The sequence below is a fragment of the Niastella sp. OAS944 genome, from assembly GCA_024809215.1.
Classification (GTDB): domain Bacteria; phylum Bacteroidota; class Bacteroidia; order Chitinophagales; family Chitinophagaceae; genus Niastella.
Window position 1 is genome coordinate 1 of sequence record JANUBW010000013.1, and the last position, 16,955, is coordinate 16,955.

At 43.9% G+C, this 16,955-nt stretch carries 14 protein-coding genes and 1 riboswitch; of the genes, 9 read left to right on the forward strand and 5 right to left on the reverse strand.

Annotated features, from left to right (window positions below):
- Positions 1 to 407 precede the first annotated feature (407 nt).
- From GGD38_RS33950 to GGD38_RS33970, 5 genes are all read right to left on the reverse strand, one after another.
- Positions 408 to 1,445 carry an NAD(P)H-dependent glycerol-3-phosphate dehydrogenase gene (locus GGD38_RS33950; protein WP_375297993.1) on the reverse strand — a complete coding sequence of 346 codons (1,038 nt, stop codon included), beginning with the start codon at positions 1,443 to 1,445 and terminating at the stop codon, positions 408 to 410.
- A 145-nt stretch (positions 1,446 to 1,590) separates the two neighbouring features.
- A complete protein-coding gene (locus tag GGD38_RS33955) occupies positions 1,591 to 2,967 on the reverse strand; it encodes an efflux RND transporter periplasmic adaptor subunit (protein WP_375297992.1) in 1,377 nt (458 codons plus the stop codon).
- Between the two features lie 45 nt (positions 2,968 to 3,012).
- Entirely contained in the window at positions 3,013 to 4,473 is a 1,461-nt protein-coding gene (locus GGD38_RS33960; RefSeq protein ID WP_375297991.1) for a TolC family protein, read from the reverse strand.
- Positions 4,474 to 4,632: 159 nt separating this feature from the next.
- Positions 4,633 to 5,805 (reverse strand): trans-sulfuration enzyme family protein, encoded by a 1,173-nt coding sequence (locus GGD38_RS33965; protein ID WP_375297990.1) that lies wholly within the window; start codon positions 5,803 to 5,805, stop codon positions 4,633 to 4,635.
- 6 nt (positions 5,806 to 5,811) lie between these two features.
- Positions 5,812 to 7,149: an APC family permease gene (locus GGD38_RS33970; RefSeq protein ID WP_375297989.1), complete on the reverse strand. Its 1,338-nt coding sequence runs from the start codon at positions 7,147 to 7,149 to the stop codon at positions 5,812 to 5,814.
- 54 nt (positions 7,150 to 7,203) lie between these two features.
- Between GGD38_RS33970 and GGD38_RS33975 the strand changes: the two genes are divergently transcribed.
- From GGD38_RS33975 to GGD38_RS34015, 9 genes are all read left to right on the forward strand, one after another.
- Positions 7,204 to 9,285 carry a TonB-dependent receptor gene (locus GGD38_RS33975; protein ID WP_375297988.1) on the forward strand — a complete coding sequence of 694 codons (2,082 nt, stop codon included), beginning with the start codon at positions 7,204 to 7,206 and terminating at the stop codon, positions 9,283 to 9,285.
- 51 nt (positions 9,286 to 9,336) lie between these two features.
- Positions 9,337 to 9,611, forward strand: a riboswitch (cobalamin riboswitch).
- Positions 9,612 to 9,731: 120 nt separating this feature from the next.
- A complete protein-coding gene (locus tag GGD38_RS33980; protein WP_375297987.1) occupies positions 9,732 to 11,615 on the forward strand; it encodes a TonB-dependent receptor plug domain-containing protein in 1,884 nt (627 codons plus the stop codon).
- Between the two features lie 26 nt (positions 11,616 to 11,641).
- Positions 11,642 to 12,217 (forward strand): DUF6580 family putative transport protein, encoded by a 576-nt coding sequence (locus GGD38_RS33985; RefSeq protein ID WP_375297986.1) that lies wholly within the window; start codon positions 11,642 to 11,644, stop codon positions 12,215 to 12,217.
- A 132-nt stretch (positions 12,218 to 12,349) separates the two neighbouring features.
- Positions 12,350 to 13,285: an ABC transporter substrate-binding protein gene (locus GGD38_RS33990; RefSeq protein ID WP_375297985.1), complete on the forward strand. Its 936-nt coding sequence runs from the start codon at positions 12,350 to 12,352 to the stop codon at positions 13,283 to 13,285.
- Positions 13,278 to 13,502: a cysteine-rich CWC family protein gene (locus tag GGD38_RS33995; protein ID WP_375297984.1), complete on the forward strand. Its 225-nt coding sequence runs from the start codon at positions 13,278 to 13,280 to the stop codon at positions 13,500 to 13,502. Before GGD38_RS33990 ends, GGD38_RS33995 begins: the two co-directional genes overlap by 8 nt.
- Complete coding sequence (locus tag GGD38_RS34000) at positions 13,489 to 14,058, forward strand: bifunctional adenosylcobinamide kinase/adenosylcobinamide-phosphate guanylyltransferase (RefSeq protein ID WP_375297983.1); 570 nt, start codon at positions 13,489 to 13,491, stop codon at positions 14,056 to 14,058. Before GGD38_RS33995 ends, GGD38_RS34000 begins: the two co-directional genes overlap by 14 nt.
- 209 nt (positions 14,059 to 14,267) lie before the next feature.
- A complete protein-coding gene (locus GGD38_RS34005) occupies positions 14,268 to 15,035 on the forward strand; it encodes an ATP-binding protein (protein ID WP_375297982.1) in 768 nt (255 codons plus the stop codon).
- A 2-nt stretch (positions 15,036 to 15,037) separates the two neighbouring features.
- A complete protein-coding gene (gene cobT, locus GGD38_RS34010; protein WP_375303708.1) occupies positions 15,038 to 16,120 on the forward strand; it encodes a nicotinate-nucleotide--dimethylbenzimidazole phosphoribosyltransferase in 1,083 nt (360 codons plus the stop codon).
- Positions 16,121 to 16,123: 3 nt separating this feature from the next.
- Complete coding sequence (locus GGD38_RS34015; RefSeq protein WP_375297981.1) at positions 16,124 to 16,936, forward strand: adenosylcobinamide-GDP ribazoletransferase; 813 nt, start codon at positions 16,124 to 16,126, stop codon at positions 16,934 to 16,936.
- Positions 16,937 to 16,955 lie beyond the last annotated feature (19 nt).

Genomic DNA, 16,955 nt, shown 5'->3' on the forward strand with positions numbered 1-16,955 from the left:
CCTTTAGCACTGTAACGGCCTTTGAATGTTTGTTCGTGATCCTTTTCTACCATACATTTTAATTTTAAAGTGTATAGTTTTTTTAGGACGAGGCATATTGTCAACTACATACATGGCATAAAAAAAGCGTTCCGGCGGAACGCATTAATGATAATCAATACTTTATAAAGAAATTACACCGAATGGTGGTCTTTTTTTACGAATTTGATCACTTCGTTAATTATCACAATACCGGCCAGCACCAGCATTGCAGTAAAACCATATGTTCCTAATGAAAAAGGCATATAAGACTAATTAGCTAATGTGATAATGTGCTAATGTGCTAATTTAAAACAGCATTCCCTAACACATTTCTTATTCGTCGCAAAGAGCCTGTTATTATTACAACAGCCTCTTGCAATTGTTTATTAGACCAATGCTTTTTCAACAAGATTAAAGCCCTTGCGGGGTTTAACATTCTCCCACAAAATGCGGTAAACGGTTTCGGCTATGGGCATTTCGGCGCCTATTTGCTTATTAACGAGGTAAATACACTTGCTGGCATTATACCCTTCGGCCACCATGTTCATTTCGAGCTGGGTAGCTTTTACCGAATATCCCTTACCTATCATATTTCCGAATGTACGGTTTCGGCTATACAACGAATAACAGGTTACCAGCAGATCGCCCAGGTAAACCGAGGCGGCATAGTTTTGCGTTTGACGGTGGGTAATTGGGTCTTCGCCATCATGCACCCCCACTTCAATATGTTTAATACCTACTTTCTTTAAAAAGCCTGCCATTTCATCGGCGCAGTTGGCAATAAGCACACTCAGGAAATTATCGCCATATTCAAGGCCATGCGCAATACCTGCGCCGAGCGCATAAATATTTTTAAGTACGGCCGCATATTGCACACCATATACATCACTGTTCACTATGGTATTGAGGTATGGGGTAGTAAAAGCAGCGGCAATTTTTTCAGCCATTGCCACATCAACACCTGAAAAGGTAAGGTAAGAGAGTTTTTCAGAAGCCACTTCCTCAGCATGGCAGGGGCCCATTACCGTAAAGTAATCTGACAGTGGCAGATTGAATTTCTCTTTCAGGTAATCGTTCAGCAATAAGTTATTATCGGGGAGAATACCTTTTACCGCTGAGATCACTTTTTTGCCTTCAAAAGCATTAGCAGCAAGGCCTTCCAGCGAAGCCGTTACATATGCTGAAGGGGTTGCTATCAATACACAATCGCTGGCAGCTATGGTGCCGGCAATATCAGTTCGTAAGGTAAGCAGGTTTGTATCGAAATATACCGAGCTTAAATAACCGGGATTGTGATGCCGTTGTTGCAGGTGGGTAACAATTTCCTCCGACCGAACGCACCAGTTCAACGATTGCTTATTATCTGTACAAATTTTCGCCAATGCCGTAGCCCAGCTTCCACTACCAATAATTCCCAGTTGCATGTAGTTGTTTGTTTGCCCAAATGTAAGGTTAAGTTAACATGTTGACAAGTTAACAGGTTAACAAGGGCTTTAATTTAAAAGGCTCCCGATTACCGGAAGCCTTTTGTATTTCCTCGTCAACTCGTTAACTTGTTAACTCGTCAACTTACTTCTTAACCTCGTACAACTTATCCTTCGGTACTACCTTCACCTTAGTACCATCCTTCAGTGTTTTGCTAATGACATTATAAGGCGCTACCACAATTTCATCGCCTGCTTTCAAGCCCTCGGTAACCTCAATATTAGTTATATCCTGAATACCTGTTTTAACCACTACCTTTTTTACCGAGCCATCTTTTTGTAACACAAACACCACTTCATCGAGATCGGTTGAAGAGGATGTTTTATCTTCCTGTTTACCGCTTTCCTTATCTTTTTCTTCTTTATCCTTATCAGTGCCAACAACTTTATCGGTACCTTTTTCACGGGTAACAACTGCATTGATGTTAGCAGCCAGCACATTGGCTTTTGTTCTGGTTTGAATGTCGGCGCTGGCATTCATACCCGGGCGAAAAGGAAAACTTCTGGGACGGGCGGGGTCGAACAGGTCGTTGTACGACTCGCGCAGTAACCTGATATGTACTTTATAGTTCGTTACATCATTTGATGAAGCTGCTACAGAACTTGCGGTGGTATTGCTGCTGGCAATTTGTGTAACCAGGCCTTTAAACTTGCGGTTATTGTATGCATCTATTGTTACCAGTGCCGAATCGCCCAGTTTTACTTTGGGAATATCATTCTCACCCACTTCAACCTGAACTTCAATAATACTCATATCGGCAATACGCATCATTTCGGTACCTGCCATCATAGAGTTACCAACCACTCTTTCACCTGCCTTTACATTCAGCAACGAAACCACACCACTCATAGGCGCCAGAACAGCTGTACGGCTCAGATCTTTATTGGCTCTTTCGAGGCTGGCGCGAGAACCGGCAATACCGGCCTCGCCACTACGAATATTTTGTTTGGCGGCATTTAAATTTGCCTGTGCTGTTTGATAGGAGTTTTGCGCCTGTTCAAATTCGGCAGTAGAAATAACTTTTTCAGCTACCAGTTTCTTCTGCCTGTTGTAAGTTGCTTCTGCCAATTTAAGGGCGCTTTCCAAACTTGCCAGTTGCGCCCTGCTGTTATCAACCATCGCCTGTTGGCGGTCAACTTCAGCAGCAGCCTGAGTGCGCTGGCTTGAATAAATATCGGCATAAATTTTTGCCAGCACCTGCCCCCGGCGAACACTATCGCCTTCCTTTACCTGCAGATCTACTATTTCACCAGAGATATCGGGACTTACTTTAACTTCTATTTCCGGGTACACTTTACCGCTTGCATTTACAGTTTCGGTAATAGTACGCAGCTCCACCTTTTCAGTGGCCACCTTTAAGCCTTCGTCTTTTCCTATAACGCCGGCGCTTTTAAGGCCAACTAATGCTATTACCACAATCACAAGGGCCAGGGTGATCCACAATAATTTTTTCTTCTTCATAATGAATGGTTGTCGCGGTTTAGAATCTCATGAACTATTTTACATTTATAATTTAATACCCTGCCCTTTGTAAAATTCCAGCACTTTCATCTTAAACACATAATCGAATTGTGCAGAGGTCATATCGTATTGGGAGCGATTCATATTGTTTTGGATGGTCAGATAATCAAATGAATTTAACAATCCAAGTTCATCTCTTTTTTTAGCAAATTCAAATGCCTTTTTGTTTATCTCATATGTTTTCTGGGCTGCATGAAATTTTTCAAGGGCAGCCGATGCATTATAATAAGCTTTATAAATATCGTTCTTCAACGTTTGGTCGGCCAGCGATCTGGTAAGTTCTGCATTTTTAAGATCGAGCTTCGACCGCTGATAGTTAAATTTAGCCTGGCCGCTGCTATTGATAGGCACCGAAATGCTAAAGCCCAGGCTTTGCCTGAAGTTGTTGTTCATTTGCAGGCCCCAGCCATCCCAACGTTCGCTGAATGTTTTTTTGGACTGGGTAACATACCCATCAGGTGTAAACACCGGGTATTGAGTACCCCCTACTGTAACCAGGTCGCCATTAGCCTTGAGACCCGTAACAGTAACGCCGGTCACTTTTTTATCGGCGCTTGAAAAGTTGGTACCCAGCGAACCGCCTACTGATATAGTTGGGTACATAGCAGCCCGGCTCGATCGTAGAGAAGCTTCCAGCGACTTTATTCTTAACAAATTCGCTTTTTGCGCCGGCTGGTTTTGAATGGCTATTTGAAATACCGTTTCGGGTTGTAATTGCAGTATGGGCTCAACTGGTATTTGTTCAACAGGTGGCAGTGCTATATCAAAGAACTGACCGGCATCGATATTCAACACCTGTTTTAATTGCAACAAATTTTGATCGGCAGTTGCCCTGGCTGTAATGTAATTTGCGCTGTCCGTAGCGTATTGTCCTTCAATTGTAAGAGCATCCAGTTCGGGCACAGCGCCTGCGTTCACCTTTTTCCGCACAACATCTAACTGGCTCAGCGTTAGTTTCATCTGTTGTTCGGCTATAATGATCTGTTGGTAAGCTAACAGCACCTGCAAATAATAAGTGGCTACTGTAAGGGAAATATCATTTTTGATCTTATCTACATCCATTTTGGCAGCATCGGAATTAAGATCGGCGGCAATGATATTATTGCGAATGCGATGCCAGTTAAACACCGTTATACCCGCATTGAGGCTATATCCCTGGTATAACAGCTGGTTACTGGTAAACTGGTTGGTGGTAGGGTCAATTGACCGGCCCCATTGTAAACCAGTATTAGTGCTAAAATCGGCATTTGGGTACTGCGACCATCTTGTTTGCTTTTCGTTCACTTCGGCCACCCGTGCCTGTACATCGGTTTGTAGTACAGAAATGTTATGGGCCAAAGCATATTCAACACAGCGGCGCAGGTCCCATTTGTCCTGGGCCGATGCATTAAATACAATGCAGCCGCTAAGAAGTGAAATTATGAATAGAGGCTTACTTATTTTCATATGCCAAAAGTAATTGTAATGAAAAGCGAAAGAACCGGTTTTTGATAAGCGGTCAGTTAAAATAGTGAATAACAACAAAGGCCGAAAGGTAGGTACACGAAAATGCCGTATATCAGGAAATTGCTCCTTAACATACGGTTTGGCGGCACCCTTCGATCCTCAGGCTTCGGCAGACGAGGCAAAAGCCTGTTCAAAATCGGCGATCAGGTAATCCGGCTCTTCGAGGCCTACATAAAAACGGATCATTTTATGCTCCCTGTTGCCTGCATCGAAATTCTCCGGTAAAATGGAAGCGCAACGGGGAATGGCCAGGCTTTCATGACCACCCCAGCTTACAGCCATAAGTATGTGTCGCAAAGATTCGCAGAAGGTTACAATCTGTTGCATTTTTTCTGCCTTCATTACGATGGTTACCAGTCCGCAGGCGCCGGTCATTTGTTTACGGGCAAGGTCGTACTGCGGAAAGGAGGAGTCAAAGGGAAAGATCACTTCCTCTACCTGTGGGTGGTTTTTAAGGTAGTTAACCACTTTAGTAGTGGTAGCGGTAATACGTTCTAACCGAATGGGCAGGGTACGCAGGCCGCGGATGAGCAGCCAGGCATTAAAAGGCGTAATGCCATTACCCATATTAAGCAGCTCACTGTCGAAGATCTTTTTCATCATTTGGCGGGTTCCCGATAGAACCCCGGCCACCACATCGCTATGGCCGCCAATAAACTTGGTAGCCGATTGCAACACCATATCTATACCCAGTGAAATGGGTTTTTGATACAACGGGGTGCAGTAGCTGTTATCGCAAATAGTTGTAATATTTTCAGCTTTGGCCAGTTCTGCCACCGCCTGCAGGTCCTGCAAAACAAACTCCCAGCTATTGGGCGACTCCAGGTAAATGACCTTTGTATTGGGAAGAATGGCGCGCTCGAAATTCTCTATTTTGGTACCGTCAACATAAGTAGTACTTATACCAAACCGGGGCAGCACATTATCGAACATTTTTTGCGCCCAGGCATAGGGGCTTCGAACCGATACAATATGATCACCTGATTGCACATTCGAAAAAACCGAAGCAAAAATAGCAGATGCACCGCTGTTGAAAACCAGGCAATCTTCCGCTTCATCGAGGGCTGCCAGCTTTTGGCGAAGAATATCAACGGTTGGGTTTAAACCACGACTGTATAAATAATTACTGAATTCATCCTCAAACACCTTACGCAGCTCATCCACCTTCTTAAAAGCAAAATTGCTGGTTTGCATAATAGGGGGAGCAATTGCACGAAAATACTGGTCACGATCTTCACCTAATTCATTTAAAATATACGACAGTTCGTTCATGTGACGTTAGTTTGGTTGAGGAGATTTCCTGAAAAGGCGTAAAACAAAATACAGTATAAAAAATACAGCAAATACCAAAGCGCTTACCCACGCCGCTTTAGGTGTATTTATTGCTATACTGGTTGCTAAAAAAATGTATGCGGCAATAAACACCAACGGCAGCAGGGGATACAGCTTCATGCGATAACTATCTTTTACATCCTCCCCAACGCCTCTTTTTCGTAAAATAAAAATAGTAGCTGTTGAAGTGGCCATGCCAATAGAATCTAAAAATATAGTGTGATCGAGAATTTCATCAAAGGTTTTGCCATAAAACAGGGTAATAAGGCATAGCGCCGCAAATGCACTGAGCGATACCACAATTACGTTTCTTTTTATGGTCACTTTTTTAAATACTGCAGGTAATACGCCTTCATCACTCATTGCATACATAACACGCGGGTTACTCATCAACAAAACATTTACATAGGCCAGCACAGAAAGGAATAGAAATACCGATAAAATAGTAAATCCCTTTTCCCCAAACAATTTACCGGCTAAGATGGCAGCAATGGATTGTGCTCCTTTCAGGTTACTAAAACCTATCACTTTGTAATAGGTGTAATTAATCGTAAGATACAGCAACATTATGATAGCTATGCCAAAAAATATCCCTTTTGGTAAAATTTTTGACGGATTCTGCACCTCACCTCCAAAATTTATCGTTTGTTGGTAGCCGCCATACGTGAAACTAACGGCCACCAAACAGGCGCCAAAGGCCTTGATGGTAGTCATGAAATCGGCCTTAGGCGCGGCCTCGGTGGTCAACGGGGTAGCATAGTCGCCGGTGAACAAAGCGCCAATCAAAAACACCACCACGCTTATTTTTATTATTGTAAGTACATTCTGGGTACGGGCGCTCATCTTCAACCCCAGCAGGTTAACACCGTAAAAACTGATGACGGCAATGGTTGAAATAGTAAGTTTTATAGAATTGATGTTCTCGCTGTCCTTAAATAATACGTTGGCCAAATATTCTGACCCTATTAATGCCACCCCGGCCAGGGAGGCCGCATTGGAAACCAGAATAATGCAATTGATGGCAAATGCAATGGAAGGGTGATAACAATAGGAGAATATTTTATAATACCCGCCCGTAACCGGGTAACGCGACCCAATTTCGGCATAGGTTAATGCCCCACATAATGCTATAAGGCCGCCGGCGATCCAGGCCAGGAAAAACATATCTGCCGAGCCGGCCTGTTTTGCAACATTTACCGGCGTACGGAAAATACCCATGCCTATTACCAGGCTTACCACGATCATGGTTAGATCGAATAAATTTAACCGCGAAGAAGACTTCATTAATGAAAGTTAAAATAATATTTGCATTTACCTTTAGGGATAATTGACGCAATAATGATGAAAACCTGGCTTCTTATTTCATTAGCAGTTTTAGCAATGGCTCCTGTTTGTGCACAAACCAATCTGCCGCGCGATACCACCCCGGTATTACAAACGGTAATTGTGAAAGCTTACGATCAAAACAGGCAGCTAAAAGAAGTATCGGCCGCCATCAATGTAATAAACACCGCCCAATTGGAGCGGTATAACAATACCAATATACTTCCTGCCTTAAATGCTACGCCCGGCGTGCATATGGAAGAACGTTCGCCCGGCAGCTACCGGTTAAATATACGCGGCAGCACCCTGCGCTCGCCATTTGGTGTTCGTAATGTAAAAGTGTACTGGAACGGCATACCCTTTACTGACCCGGGCGGCAATACCTACCTCAACCAACTCAGCTATTTTAATATTAATTCTATTGAAGTACTGAAGGGGCCGGCCAGCAGTTTGTATGGCGCGGGCACCGGCGGGGCCGTACTTATAAACAGCCAGCCCGATGAATTACAGCCAGGCATAAACCTGCAATACAGTACTGGCAGCTTTAATTCACAAAACATCAATGCACAGGTTATACTAGGTAATAACGAGCATAGCAATACTTTCGGGTACACCCATCAAACAAGCGATGGCTACCGCTATCATACCAATATGCGGCGCGATGTGGCCACCTGGGAAACCCGTATAAAAGCAAATGACAAACAACAACTGTCGGCCTCGGTGCTATATGGCGACCTGTATTATCAAACACCGGGTGGATTAACCCCTGCCCAATACAATGCCAATGCACGCGCGTCGCGCCCCGCAGCAGGCGCATTTCCCAGCGCCGAAGATGCCCAGGCAGCTATTTACCAGAAAACATTTTTAGCCGGCATCAACCACCAATACCGTTTTTCAGAAAACCTGCAGAATACATCGGTAGTATATGGCGCTTTTAGCAACATAAAAAACCCAACCATTCGCAATTATGAAAGAAGAACGGAGCCCCATTTTGGCGGCCGCACCGTATTCAATTATAATAAACAATGGCAGCAAAGCAGTTTACAGGTTTCATTCGGTGGCGAAGGGCAACGTGGGTTCTTTAACACCAAAACCTTTGGTAATGCAGGTGGCCAGCCCAATGTTGTGCAAACCGATGATGATATTGATAACTATATTTATTCGGGCTTTGTACAATCCGATCTTCATTTGCCTGGCAACTGGTCGGTAAGCGCAGGTGTGAGCATTAATAAATCATCTATCACCATTACCCGCCTCACCGGTGCAGAAACCGGAAAGCTTACTGCCACTTTTAACAGTGAATGGGCGCCGCGGGTAGCCATTTCAAAAAAAATATTACCAGGTTTATTGTTGTATGGCAGTGTATCGCGTGGTTTTTCGCCACCCGGTACGGCAGAAATATTACCATCAACAAGTATTATCAATACCAGCTTACAGGCTGAGCATGGCGTTAACTATGAAGCCGGTTTTAAAAGCAACTGGTTACAACAACGCCTGTACGTAGAAGTGAATGCATTTTATTATCAGCTTAAAAATGCCATTGTACAACGGCGTGATGCCAGCGGGGCCGATTATTTTGACAATGCCGGCAGCACCCGTCAACGGGGTATTGAATCGCAGGCCAGCTATCAGCTGCTACCTAACAGCCACCGCTTTGTAAGTAATGCACGTTTGTGGGCCAGCCATACCTATAACAAATTCCGTTATCATGATTTTAAAGTGGTAACTACCGATTACTCAGGCAACACCCTGCCCGGCATTGCCGAACATACCATGGCTGCCGGAGTTGATGTAACTACCCGCCCCGGCTGGTATATAAACCTTACGTGGTTTTATAGCGACCCTACTGCATTGAACGATGCCAATACCGATATGGCCACCTCTTACAACCTGGCGGGTGGAAGAACGGGCTGGCGTACTTCGCTTGGTAAAACCCTTATAATGGATGTGTTTGCCGGCGTTGATAATGTGTTCGACGTAACCTATAGCCTGGGCAATGATATCAACGCCACCGGAAGCCGGTATTTCAATACGGCACCGGGTGTTAATTATTATGGGGGCATTTCATTCAGGTACCGGTTTGGAAGCAATCAATAAGTTGATTTACAATCAAATACTTACTCATTTTTATAAACCACCCTTAGCCCCTATTTTTGCCACGTAATTGGTCTTCGACTTTATAATCGGAGTTAAAAGGGAAACCGGTGAAAGTCCGGTGCTATCCCCGTAGCTGTAAGTTCTACGACGTGAAACGTGAAATGGTCCGCCAGTTGGCGGATGAAACGAGTACCCGCCATTTCATCAGCCTAACTAAAGGCAAACCTCACGACTGTTGAAACTCCATACCACTGTTCGCCAGGGCGAATGGGAAGGCATTCAACAGAGAACGAGCCAGAAGACCTGCCAGTTGCAATTTTTACATCAACGAGCTTTCGGGTGAAAAGCCGGGATGAAATAAGTCTTTCTTATCCTGGACAAATTTCATTTCTGTTTATATTTCATTGTTCCGAAGGTTCATAGTTAATCAATAACAAACTATGAGCATGATCAGAAAATTACTCCCTATTCCGGTATTATTTGCAGCCATGCAAACCCAGGCGCAGGATTCTACCAAAACAAAACATCTTGATGAAGTGGTTGTTACGGCTACCAAGTACCCCGTTAAATTAAGCCAAACCGGTAAAGTAGTTACTGTTGTAAATCACGAGCAAATTGAAAAGAGCTACGGAAAGAGTTTATCACAAATACTTACCGAACAAACGGGTCTTCTTATAAATGGCGCCAATAGCAATCCGGCTAAAGACAAATCAGTTTTTTTACGTGGTGCTGCCAATAAATATACATTGATCTTATTAGATGGCATCCCCGTAAACGACCCCGCTGGTTTTGGCGGTGCTGTTGATCTGCGGTTGTTTCCGGTTGATCAAATTGATCATATTGAGATCTTAAAAGGTAGCCAAAGCACTTTATACGGTTCCGATGCCATTGCCGGCGTTATCAATATCATCAGCCGTAAGCCAGGCAATAAAAAAATAGGTTTCAACGGCGGTGCTACTTATGGCTCATTCAATACATTTAACGGCAATGCAGGTGTTAACGGTCATACAAAAATTGTAGACTACAACGTTAATTATAACTACGAGCATACCGACGGTATTTCAGATGCGCTGGATACAACAAAGAAAGCAGGGTTCGATAAAGACGGCTTTACCCGCCATAACTTTCAGGGTAACCTTACTTTAAATGCCGGAAAGCACCTTAAAATATCACCCTACTATCGTTATAGTTTTTATGATGGTCAGTTCGATGCCGATGCTTTTACTGATGGGAAAAATGTGTTCACTTCCATGTTAAACAATAGTGGTGCCATTGCCACTTATTCTTTGCCCAATGGCACCATCACAGCCAACTATGGTTATTCTTACAGCAAAAGAAAAGTTGTTGACCAATGGGGCACTACCTTTTACAGGGGACAGTTTAACAGCGGAGAAATTTACCTGGTGCATGATCTTATAAGTAAAGTAAAATTTCTCACCGGCGTAAACTACCAAACCTATCGCCTGCTCGATACCACGCTCGAAAAAAAGAACCCGCAAACAACTATTGTAAGTCCGTACCTGTCGTTGTTTATACAGGACCTGCAAGGTGTTAGCCTTGAAGTAGGTGGCCGGTATAATCACCATTCAGAGTTTGGTGAGCGTTTTACATATAATGTAAGCGCCTCCTATTTGATTGACGATAATTATAAAATATTTGCAAACGTGTCGAGCGGGTTTAGAGCGCCAACTGTAAACGATCTTTTTGGTCCTGTTAATTTTGGCAGCAATCCCGATCTGAAGCCTGAAACATCGAACAACTTTGAAGTGGGCGCACAGTTTGCTGCCATTGATAATAAACTGCAGGTAACAGCTACCGGGTTTTACCGTGATATTAAAAACCTGATCGCTTATGTTGGTACCCGCAGTGTTAATATTGACCAACAAAAAGATAAAGGTGTTGAACTGGAAGCAAGTGTAAAGCCTGTTGATGGTTTAACGATCAAGGCATCCTATATGTTTGTTACAGGCGACCTGCACCAATCGCGTAACGGTAAAGACACCAGCTTTTACAACCTGGTGCGACGGCCCAAACATACCATTACAGGAACTATTGGCTACCAGGCAACCAAACATCTGTATCTTTCATTATCGGCACAAAGCCTGGGTAAAAGAACAGATCTTTACTTTGATCCTTTTACCTATGCGCAAAGCCAGGTTAATTTAAAAGCTTATACGTTAGTAAGCGCTTATGCTGAATATAAATTGTTTGGCGATAGGCTGCGGATATTTGCAGATGGAAAAAATTTAACAGACACCGATTATACCGAGGTATATGGATATAAAACGCCGGGATTTAATGTTAATGCCGGCTTCCGTATAAACCTGTAAATTTATAATTACAAAAACAACACACTATGTCAGTTCTGAAGATGAACCCACGCAATGCGGTACTGCTGCTCATCATTGTGGCAATGGCCATTTTGCGTATAGCCTCGTTCACCGGCTGGGGCCCCCTTACCGTATTTACGCCCATTGGTGCTATGGCATTATTTGGCGGCGCTTATTTCAATGGCAATTTAAAACCATTCGCTTTTCCATTACTGACGTTGTTCATTAGTGACATAATAGTGATGAACCTGTTCTTTTCAGGATCAGAATACCGCAGCGGTCTATTATACAGTGGCTGGGTATGGACCTATTTAGCCTTTGCACTGATGACCATTGCCGGAAAACTGATCATACGCGATATCAATGTTAAAAATATTGCCATTGCCGTGGTTGTATCTACACTCATTCACTGGCTGGTAAGCGATATTGGTGGCTGCCTGGCAGAAAACACTTTGTCGTTCACTGTTTATCAGCAACGGTTGATCACTGCCATTCCATACGAATTACGTTTCCTGGGCGGCACTGCATTCTTTAGTGTTTTGCTGTTTAGTGCGTTTGAGATTTTACAGAAAAAATATACTGTATTAAAGCCTGCGGTATAATAGTATTAAGTTACAGGTTACATGTTACAGGTTACAAGGGTGTACAATAGAACCCTGAAACCTGAAACATGTAACCTGTAACTGTTGTTAAATAATTTATCTTTTTATCAAGTTATTACATCCTTATTTCCCATGACATGCTCTTTTCTACCCGCCGCCACACAAATGATCTACGATATGAACCTGCAACATTTATTGCAGGGCATTACGTTTGAATGCCCGCCACAGGCGTTGGCCGAAAAACAAAAAGTAGTGCGTTGTGTACTGGAAGGCAATACGTACAGCAGCATGGAAATAGATAAAATATTTTCCGCCTCCAAGGCACAGGGAAAAAGTTTGTATTATGTTGATGAGGACCTGCTTCAAAACATTTCGCCCGATATTATTTTCACACAGGATGTGTGCGAAGTTTGCCAAATAGATACGGCCTGCACATCGGCAGCTGTAGCCAAACTGGAAAAACAACCTGAGCTTATAGCACTTACGCCTAACACCCTGCACGATGTTTTCAACACCGCCATAACCATAGCCTCTGCTATGGGCAATGAAGAAGCGGCCTATACCTACCTGGCGGGTTTACAAAAAAGAATTGATGCCATTATAGATGGTTTACGACTGCATAAAGCGCCACCCAAACGGGTAATGATCATGGAATGGCTGGCGCCGGTTTACAATTGCGGGCATTGGATACCTTACCAGGTGGCATATGCCGGTGGTATAGATATGCTTTCGAACCCCGCCGGCGACAGTATTGTAACGCCCTGGGAAAAGATCGTAAAATACGATCCCGAAGTATTGGTGATAGCGCCCTGCGGCTTTACCATTTCACGAACTGCTGAAGAAGTTCATTTACTTACCGATAAAAAAGAATGGGCGCAGTTGACCGCAGTACGTAACAATGCCGTGTTTATGGCAGACTACGATCTGTTCACCCAACCCAGCGCCAGCACTTTAACAGATGGTATTGAATTGTTAGCTGCGTTATTTAACCCGAACATATTTACCGTTCCCGAACATTTGCAACATAAATACAAACCGCTTCATCAATCATCACTTGCCTATGTGTAAGCATGAGCAAAAAACCTGTCCGCGCTGCCAGGCGCCATTTGAATGTAAAGTGGGCGATATAATGCATTGCCAGTGTTATGGTATTACCTTCACGCCTGAAGAAAAATCATTTATTGAAGAGCGTTATACCGATTGCCTTTGCCGTAACTGCCTGCTCGAACTAAAACAACGGTATATTTTATTTAAGGAAAAATTTAATGTTAATGGTACCAGATGAAGGCCTCCCCCCAGCCCCCTCCGGTGGAGGGCGAGCTTTAAACAATAGACTTATTTTCATTACAGGAGGAGCGCGAAGCGGCAAAAGCCGGTATGCGCAACAACTGGCGCTGCAGTTAAGCAATAACCCCGTATACCTGGCCACCGCCCGCCATTGGGACGATGATTTTGAAAAACGCATACAACGCCACCAGGCTGAGCGCGATGAACGGTGGACCAGCATTGAAGAAGAAAAGAAGATCAGCGGCCTGCCTTTAACGGGCAAAGTAGTGGTAGTGGATTGCGTTACCTTGTGGCTTACCAATTTCTTTACCGATAACAAATACGACATTGACGCCAGTTTGCTGCAAGGCAAACAGGAGATCGACAACCTGAATACAACAGAAAATACCTATATCATCATCAGTAACGAACTGGGTATGGGTATGCATGCCGAAACAGAAATAGGAAGAAAGTTCACCGATCTGCAAGGCTGGATGAACCAATATATTGCGCAGAAAGCCGATAAGGTAATTTTTATGGTAAGCGGAATTCCTATGATAATAAAGAGCCCATAACCCCTAAAGAGGAGCTGTGAAACGGCAATCGTGAATCGGCAATCGGCAATGAAGTCCGAAACTCATGGCCTCGCGTATCGTGAAACGGCAAACGTGAAACGTGAAAGGGCCCGGCAATCGGCAATCGTGAATCGGCAATACTCATAAAACTCAGGCCTCGCTAATTGGCGAACATGAAAGCTCTTTAATGAGAAAAAGGATCAACAATTATGACATCAGAAATTAATAGCGAGTCTCAAATGGCCCCCTTCAGAGGGTCGGGGGGTGTGGCTTACATGAACTGGAGCGGCGGAAAGGATTCATCGCTATGCCTGCATTATATACAAAAGGATAAACGCTACCAGGTTGATTGTTTGCTTACCAGTGTAAATGCTGCGCATGACCGCATATCGATGCATGGGGTACGACGTTCATTGCTCGAAGCACAGGCCGCATCAATTGGTTTGCCCTTGCAAACCATAGAGCTGCCCGAACAACCAGGCATGCGGGAATATGAGCAGGCTATGATGAACAAGGTGACCGCACTAAAGAACAACGGTTACAACACAGCCGTTTTTGGTGACATCTTTCTGGAAGACCTGAAGCGTTATCGCGAAGAAAAACTGGCCACAGTTGATATACAATGTGCATTTCCCTTATGGAAAATTCCTACCCCACAACTAATGCAGGAATTTCTACAACTGGGTTTTAAGGCCATCATCGTTTGTGTGAATACGAAATTTCTTGATAAAAGTTTTTGTGGCCGGCTCATAGATGAATCATTTGTACGCGACCTGCCCGCTAATGTTGATGTTTGTGGCGAGAACGGCGAATACCATTCCTTTGTTTTTGACGGCCCTATTTTTAAACACCCCATTCCTTTTACCAGGGGCGAAATAGTTTATCGAACGTATCAGGCACCGCAAAATACACAGGATACCTGCAACCCTATGGATCAGCCTTCGGAATATGGGTTTTACTTTTGTGATCTTCTGTAAAAATTCATCATATTGCATACATGTCCTCAAACTTACAACAACAGTTACAGCATATCATCGACCATAAAACCAAACCGCTAGGCGCCTTAGGCCGGTTAGAAGAAATTGCGTTGCAGATAGGGTTGATACAACAAACAACAAAACCTGTTATTCAAAACCCACACATAGTTGTGTTTGCCGGCGACCACGGTATTGCCAAAACCGGTTTGGTAAATGCATATCCGCAGGAAGTAACCGCGCAAATGGTGCTGAACTTTTTGCATGGCGGCGCGGCCATCAATGTATTTTGCAGGCAACATCAGCTAACCTTACGCGTGGTAGACGCAGGTGTAAATTTTGATTTTGATCCCAATTCCATCGATCTTATAAATGCCAAGATAGGGCATGGTACAAAAAACTATGTTACCGAACCGGCCATGAGCGTGTATGAAGCCATTCAGGCCATAGAGAAAGGAAGAGCGATCGTTAACCAGATCGCTGCCTCTGGTTGCAACTGTATAGGCTTTGGCGAAATGGGTATTGGCAATACCTCTTCAGCCACACTCATCATGAGTGCTGTAACCGGGCTACCCGTTGTAGAATTTACAGGCCGGGGCGCCGGGCTGAACAATGAACAGCTGGAAACAAAGGTTAACACCCTGCAACAGGTTTATGAAAAACATACGCTTGGTAAACTGGGACAGCAACCTATTGATCTGTTATCGCGGGTTGGTGGATTTGAAATTGCCATGATGGCTGGCGCTTACCTGGAGGCAGTAAAACAAAAAATGATCGTTGTGGTGGATGGCTTTATTACCACAGCCGCTTTGTTAGTGGCCAATGCCATTTATACTGCCGAGAAACATAAATCATTGGTATCTGGCTGGACAACCCTCATAGATCATTGCATTTTTGCGCATACCAGTCATGAGGCGGGACATGAAAAAATATTAAAACACCTCGGCGTATCGCCATTGCTGCAATTATCGATGCGGTTGGGTGAAGGAACAGGCGCTGCCTTGGCTATGCCCATGATACAATCTGCCGTAAACGTCCTCAATGAAATGGCCAGTTTTGAAAGCGCCGGTGTAAGTAACAAAGAATAGACAATGAAAAAAGAACTCCGCATATTTTTCACCGCCATGATGTTCTTAACGCGGTTACCCGTACCGCGTTTTACCGACCACTCACCAGATTACCTGGAGCGATCGGTAAAATACTTTCCATTGATCGGCTGGATGGTCGCCGGCATAAGCGCATTAACCTTTCTGATCTTCAACAAATACATTAGTGAAGACATTGCCATAGCAGCTTCCATTATTGCAGGCATATTAACTACCGGCGCGTTTCATGAAGACGGCTTTGCCGATGTGTGCGACGCTTTTGGCGGTGGTTGGACAAAAGAAAAGATCCTGATGATCATGAAAGACAGCAGGCTTGGTTCGTATGGTGTAATAGGCATGATGTCGATACTATTGTGCAAATTCCTCTTATTAAAAGAGCTGCCGAAATTCATGCCCGATCTGCATAGTCCGTCAATTAATATTTTCTATAACTATCGCTACTTCATACTAACATTGTTTGCAGCCCATGGGGTTAGCCGGTTGATGCCGGTGTTGGTGATGCGTTATTTTGATTATGTAACCGATCCTGATGGCAGCAAATCGAAACCTGTTGCCAGCCGTAAACCATCGATATTGTTTTTAGTAGTACCCACACTTACCGCCCTTCTGCCATTTGCTTTTATGAGCTGGCAGTTTATACTGGCAGTGATACCGGTGGTCTATGCAGCCTTCAGCCTGGCCAAGTATTTTAAAAAATGGATCGGTGGCTATACCGGCGATTGCCTGGGCGCCATTCAGCAGGTAAGTGAATTGTGCTTTTATTTGGGAATGATCATTATTTGGCGGTATGTTATTTGATTATGATTGAAATTTGCAC

Bases quoted from the DNA above. Each gene is read 5' to 3' on its own strand.
- GGD38_RS33970 (WP_375297989.1), bottom strand. From the start codon at position 7,149: ATGAAGTCTTCTTCGCGGTTAAATTTATTCGATCTAACCATGATCGTG.
- GGD38_RS33980 (WP_375297987.1), top strand. From the start codon at position 9,732: ATGATCAGAAAATTACTCCCTATTCCGGTATTATTTGCAGCCATGCAA.
- GGD38_RS33965 (WP_375297990.1), bottom strand. From the start codon at position 5,805: ATGAACGAACTGTCGTATATTTTAAATGAATTAGGTGAAGATCGTGAC.
- GGD38_RS33985 (WP_375297986.1), top strand. From the start codon at position 11,642: ATGTCAGTTCTGAAGATGAACCCACGCAATGCGGTACTGCTGCTCATC.
- GGD38_RS33960 (WP_375297991.1), bottom strand. From the start codon at position 4,473: ATGAAAATAAGTAAGCCTCTATTCATAATTTCACTTCTTAGCGGCTGC.
- GGD38_RS33950 (WP_375297993.1), bottom strand. From the start codon at position 1,445: ATGCAACTGGGAATTATTGGTAGTGGAAGCTGGGCTACGGCATTGGCG.
- GGD38_RS33995 (WP_375297984.1), top strand. From the start codon at position 13,278: ATGTGTAAGCATGAGCAAAAAACCTGTCCGCGCTGCCAGGCGCCATTT.
- GGD38_RS34015 (WP_375297981.1), top strand. From the start codon at position 16,124: ATGAAAAAAGAACTCCGCATATTTTTCACCGCCATGATGTTCTTAACG.
- GGD38_RS34005 (WP_375297982.1), top strand. From the start codon at position 14,268: ATGACATCAGAAATTAATAGCGAGTCTCAAATGGCCCCCTTCAGAGGG.
- GGD38_RS34000 (WP_375297983.1), top strand. From the start codon at position 13,489: ATGGTACCAGATGAAGGCCTCCCCCCAGCCCCCTCCGGTGGAGGGCGA.
- GGD38_RS33955 (WP_375297992.1), bottom strand. From the start codon at position 2,967: ATGAAGAAGAAAAAATTATTGTGGATCACCCTGGCCCTTGTGATTGTG.
- GGD38_RS33975 (WP_375297988.1), top strand. From the start codon at position 7,204: ATGATGAAAACCTGGCTTCTTATTTCATTAGCAGTTTTAGCAATGGCT.
- GGD38_RS33990 (WP_375297985.1), top strand. From the start codon at position 12,350: ATGACATGCTCTTTTCTACCCGCCGCCACACAAATGATCTACGATATG.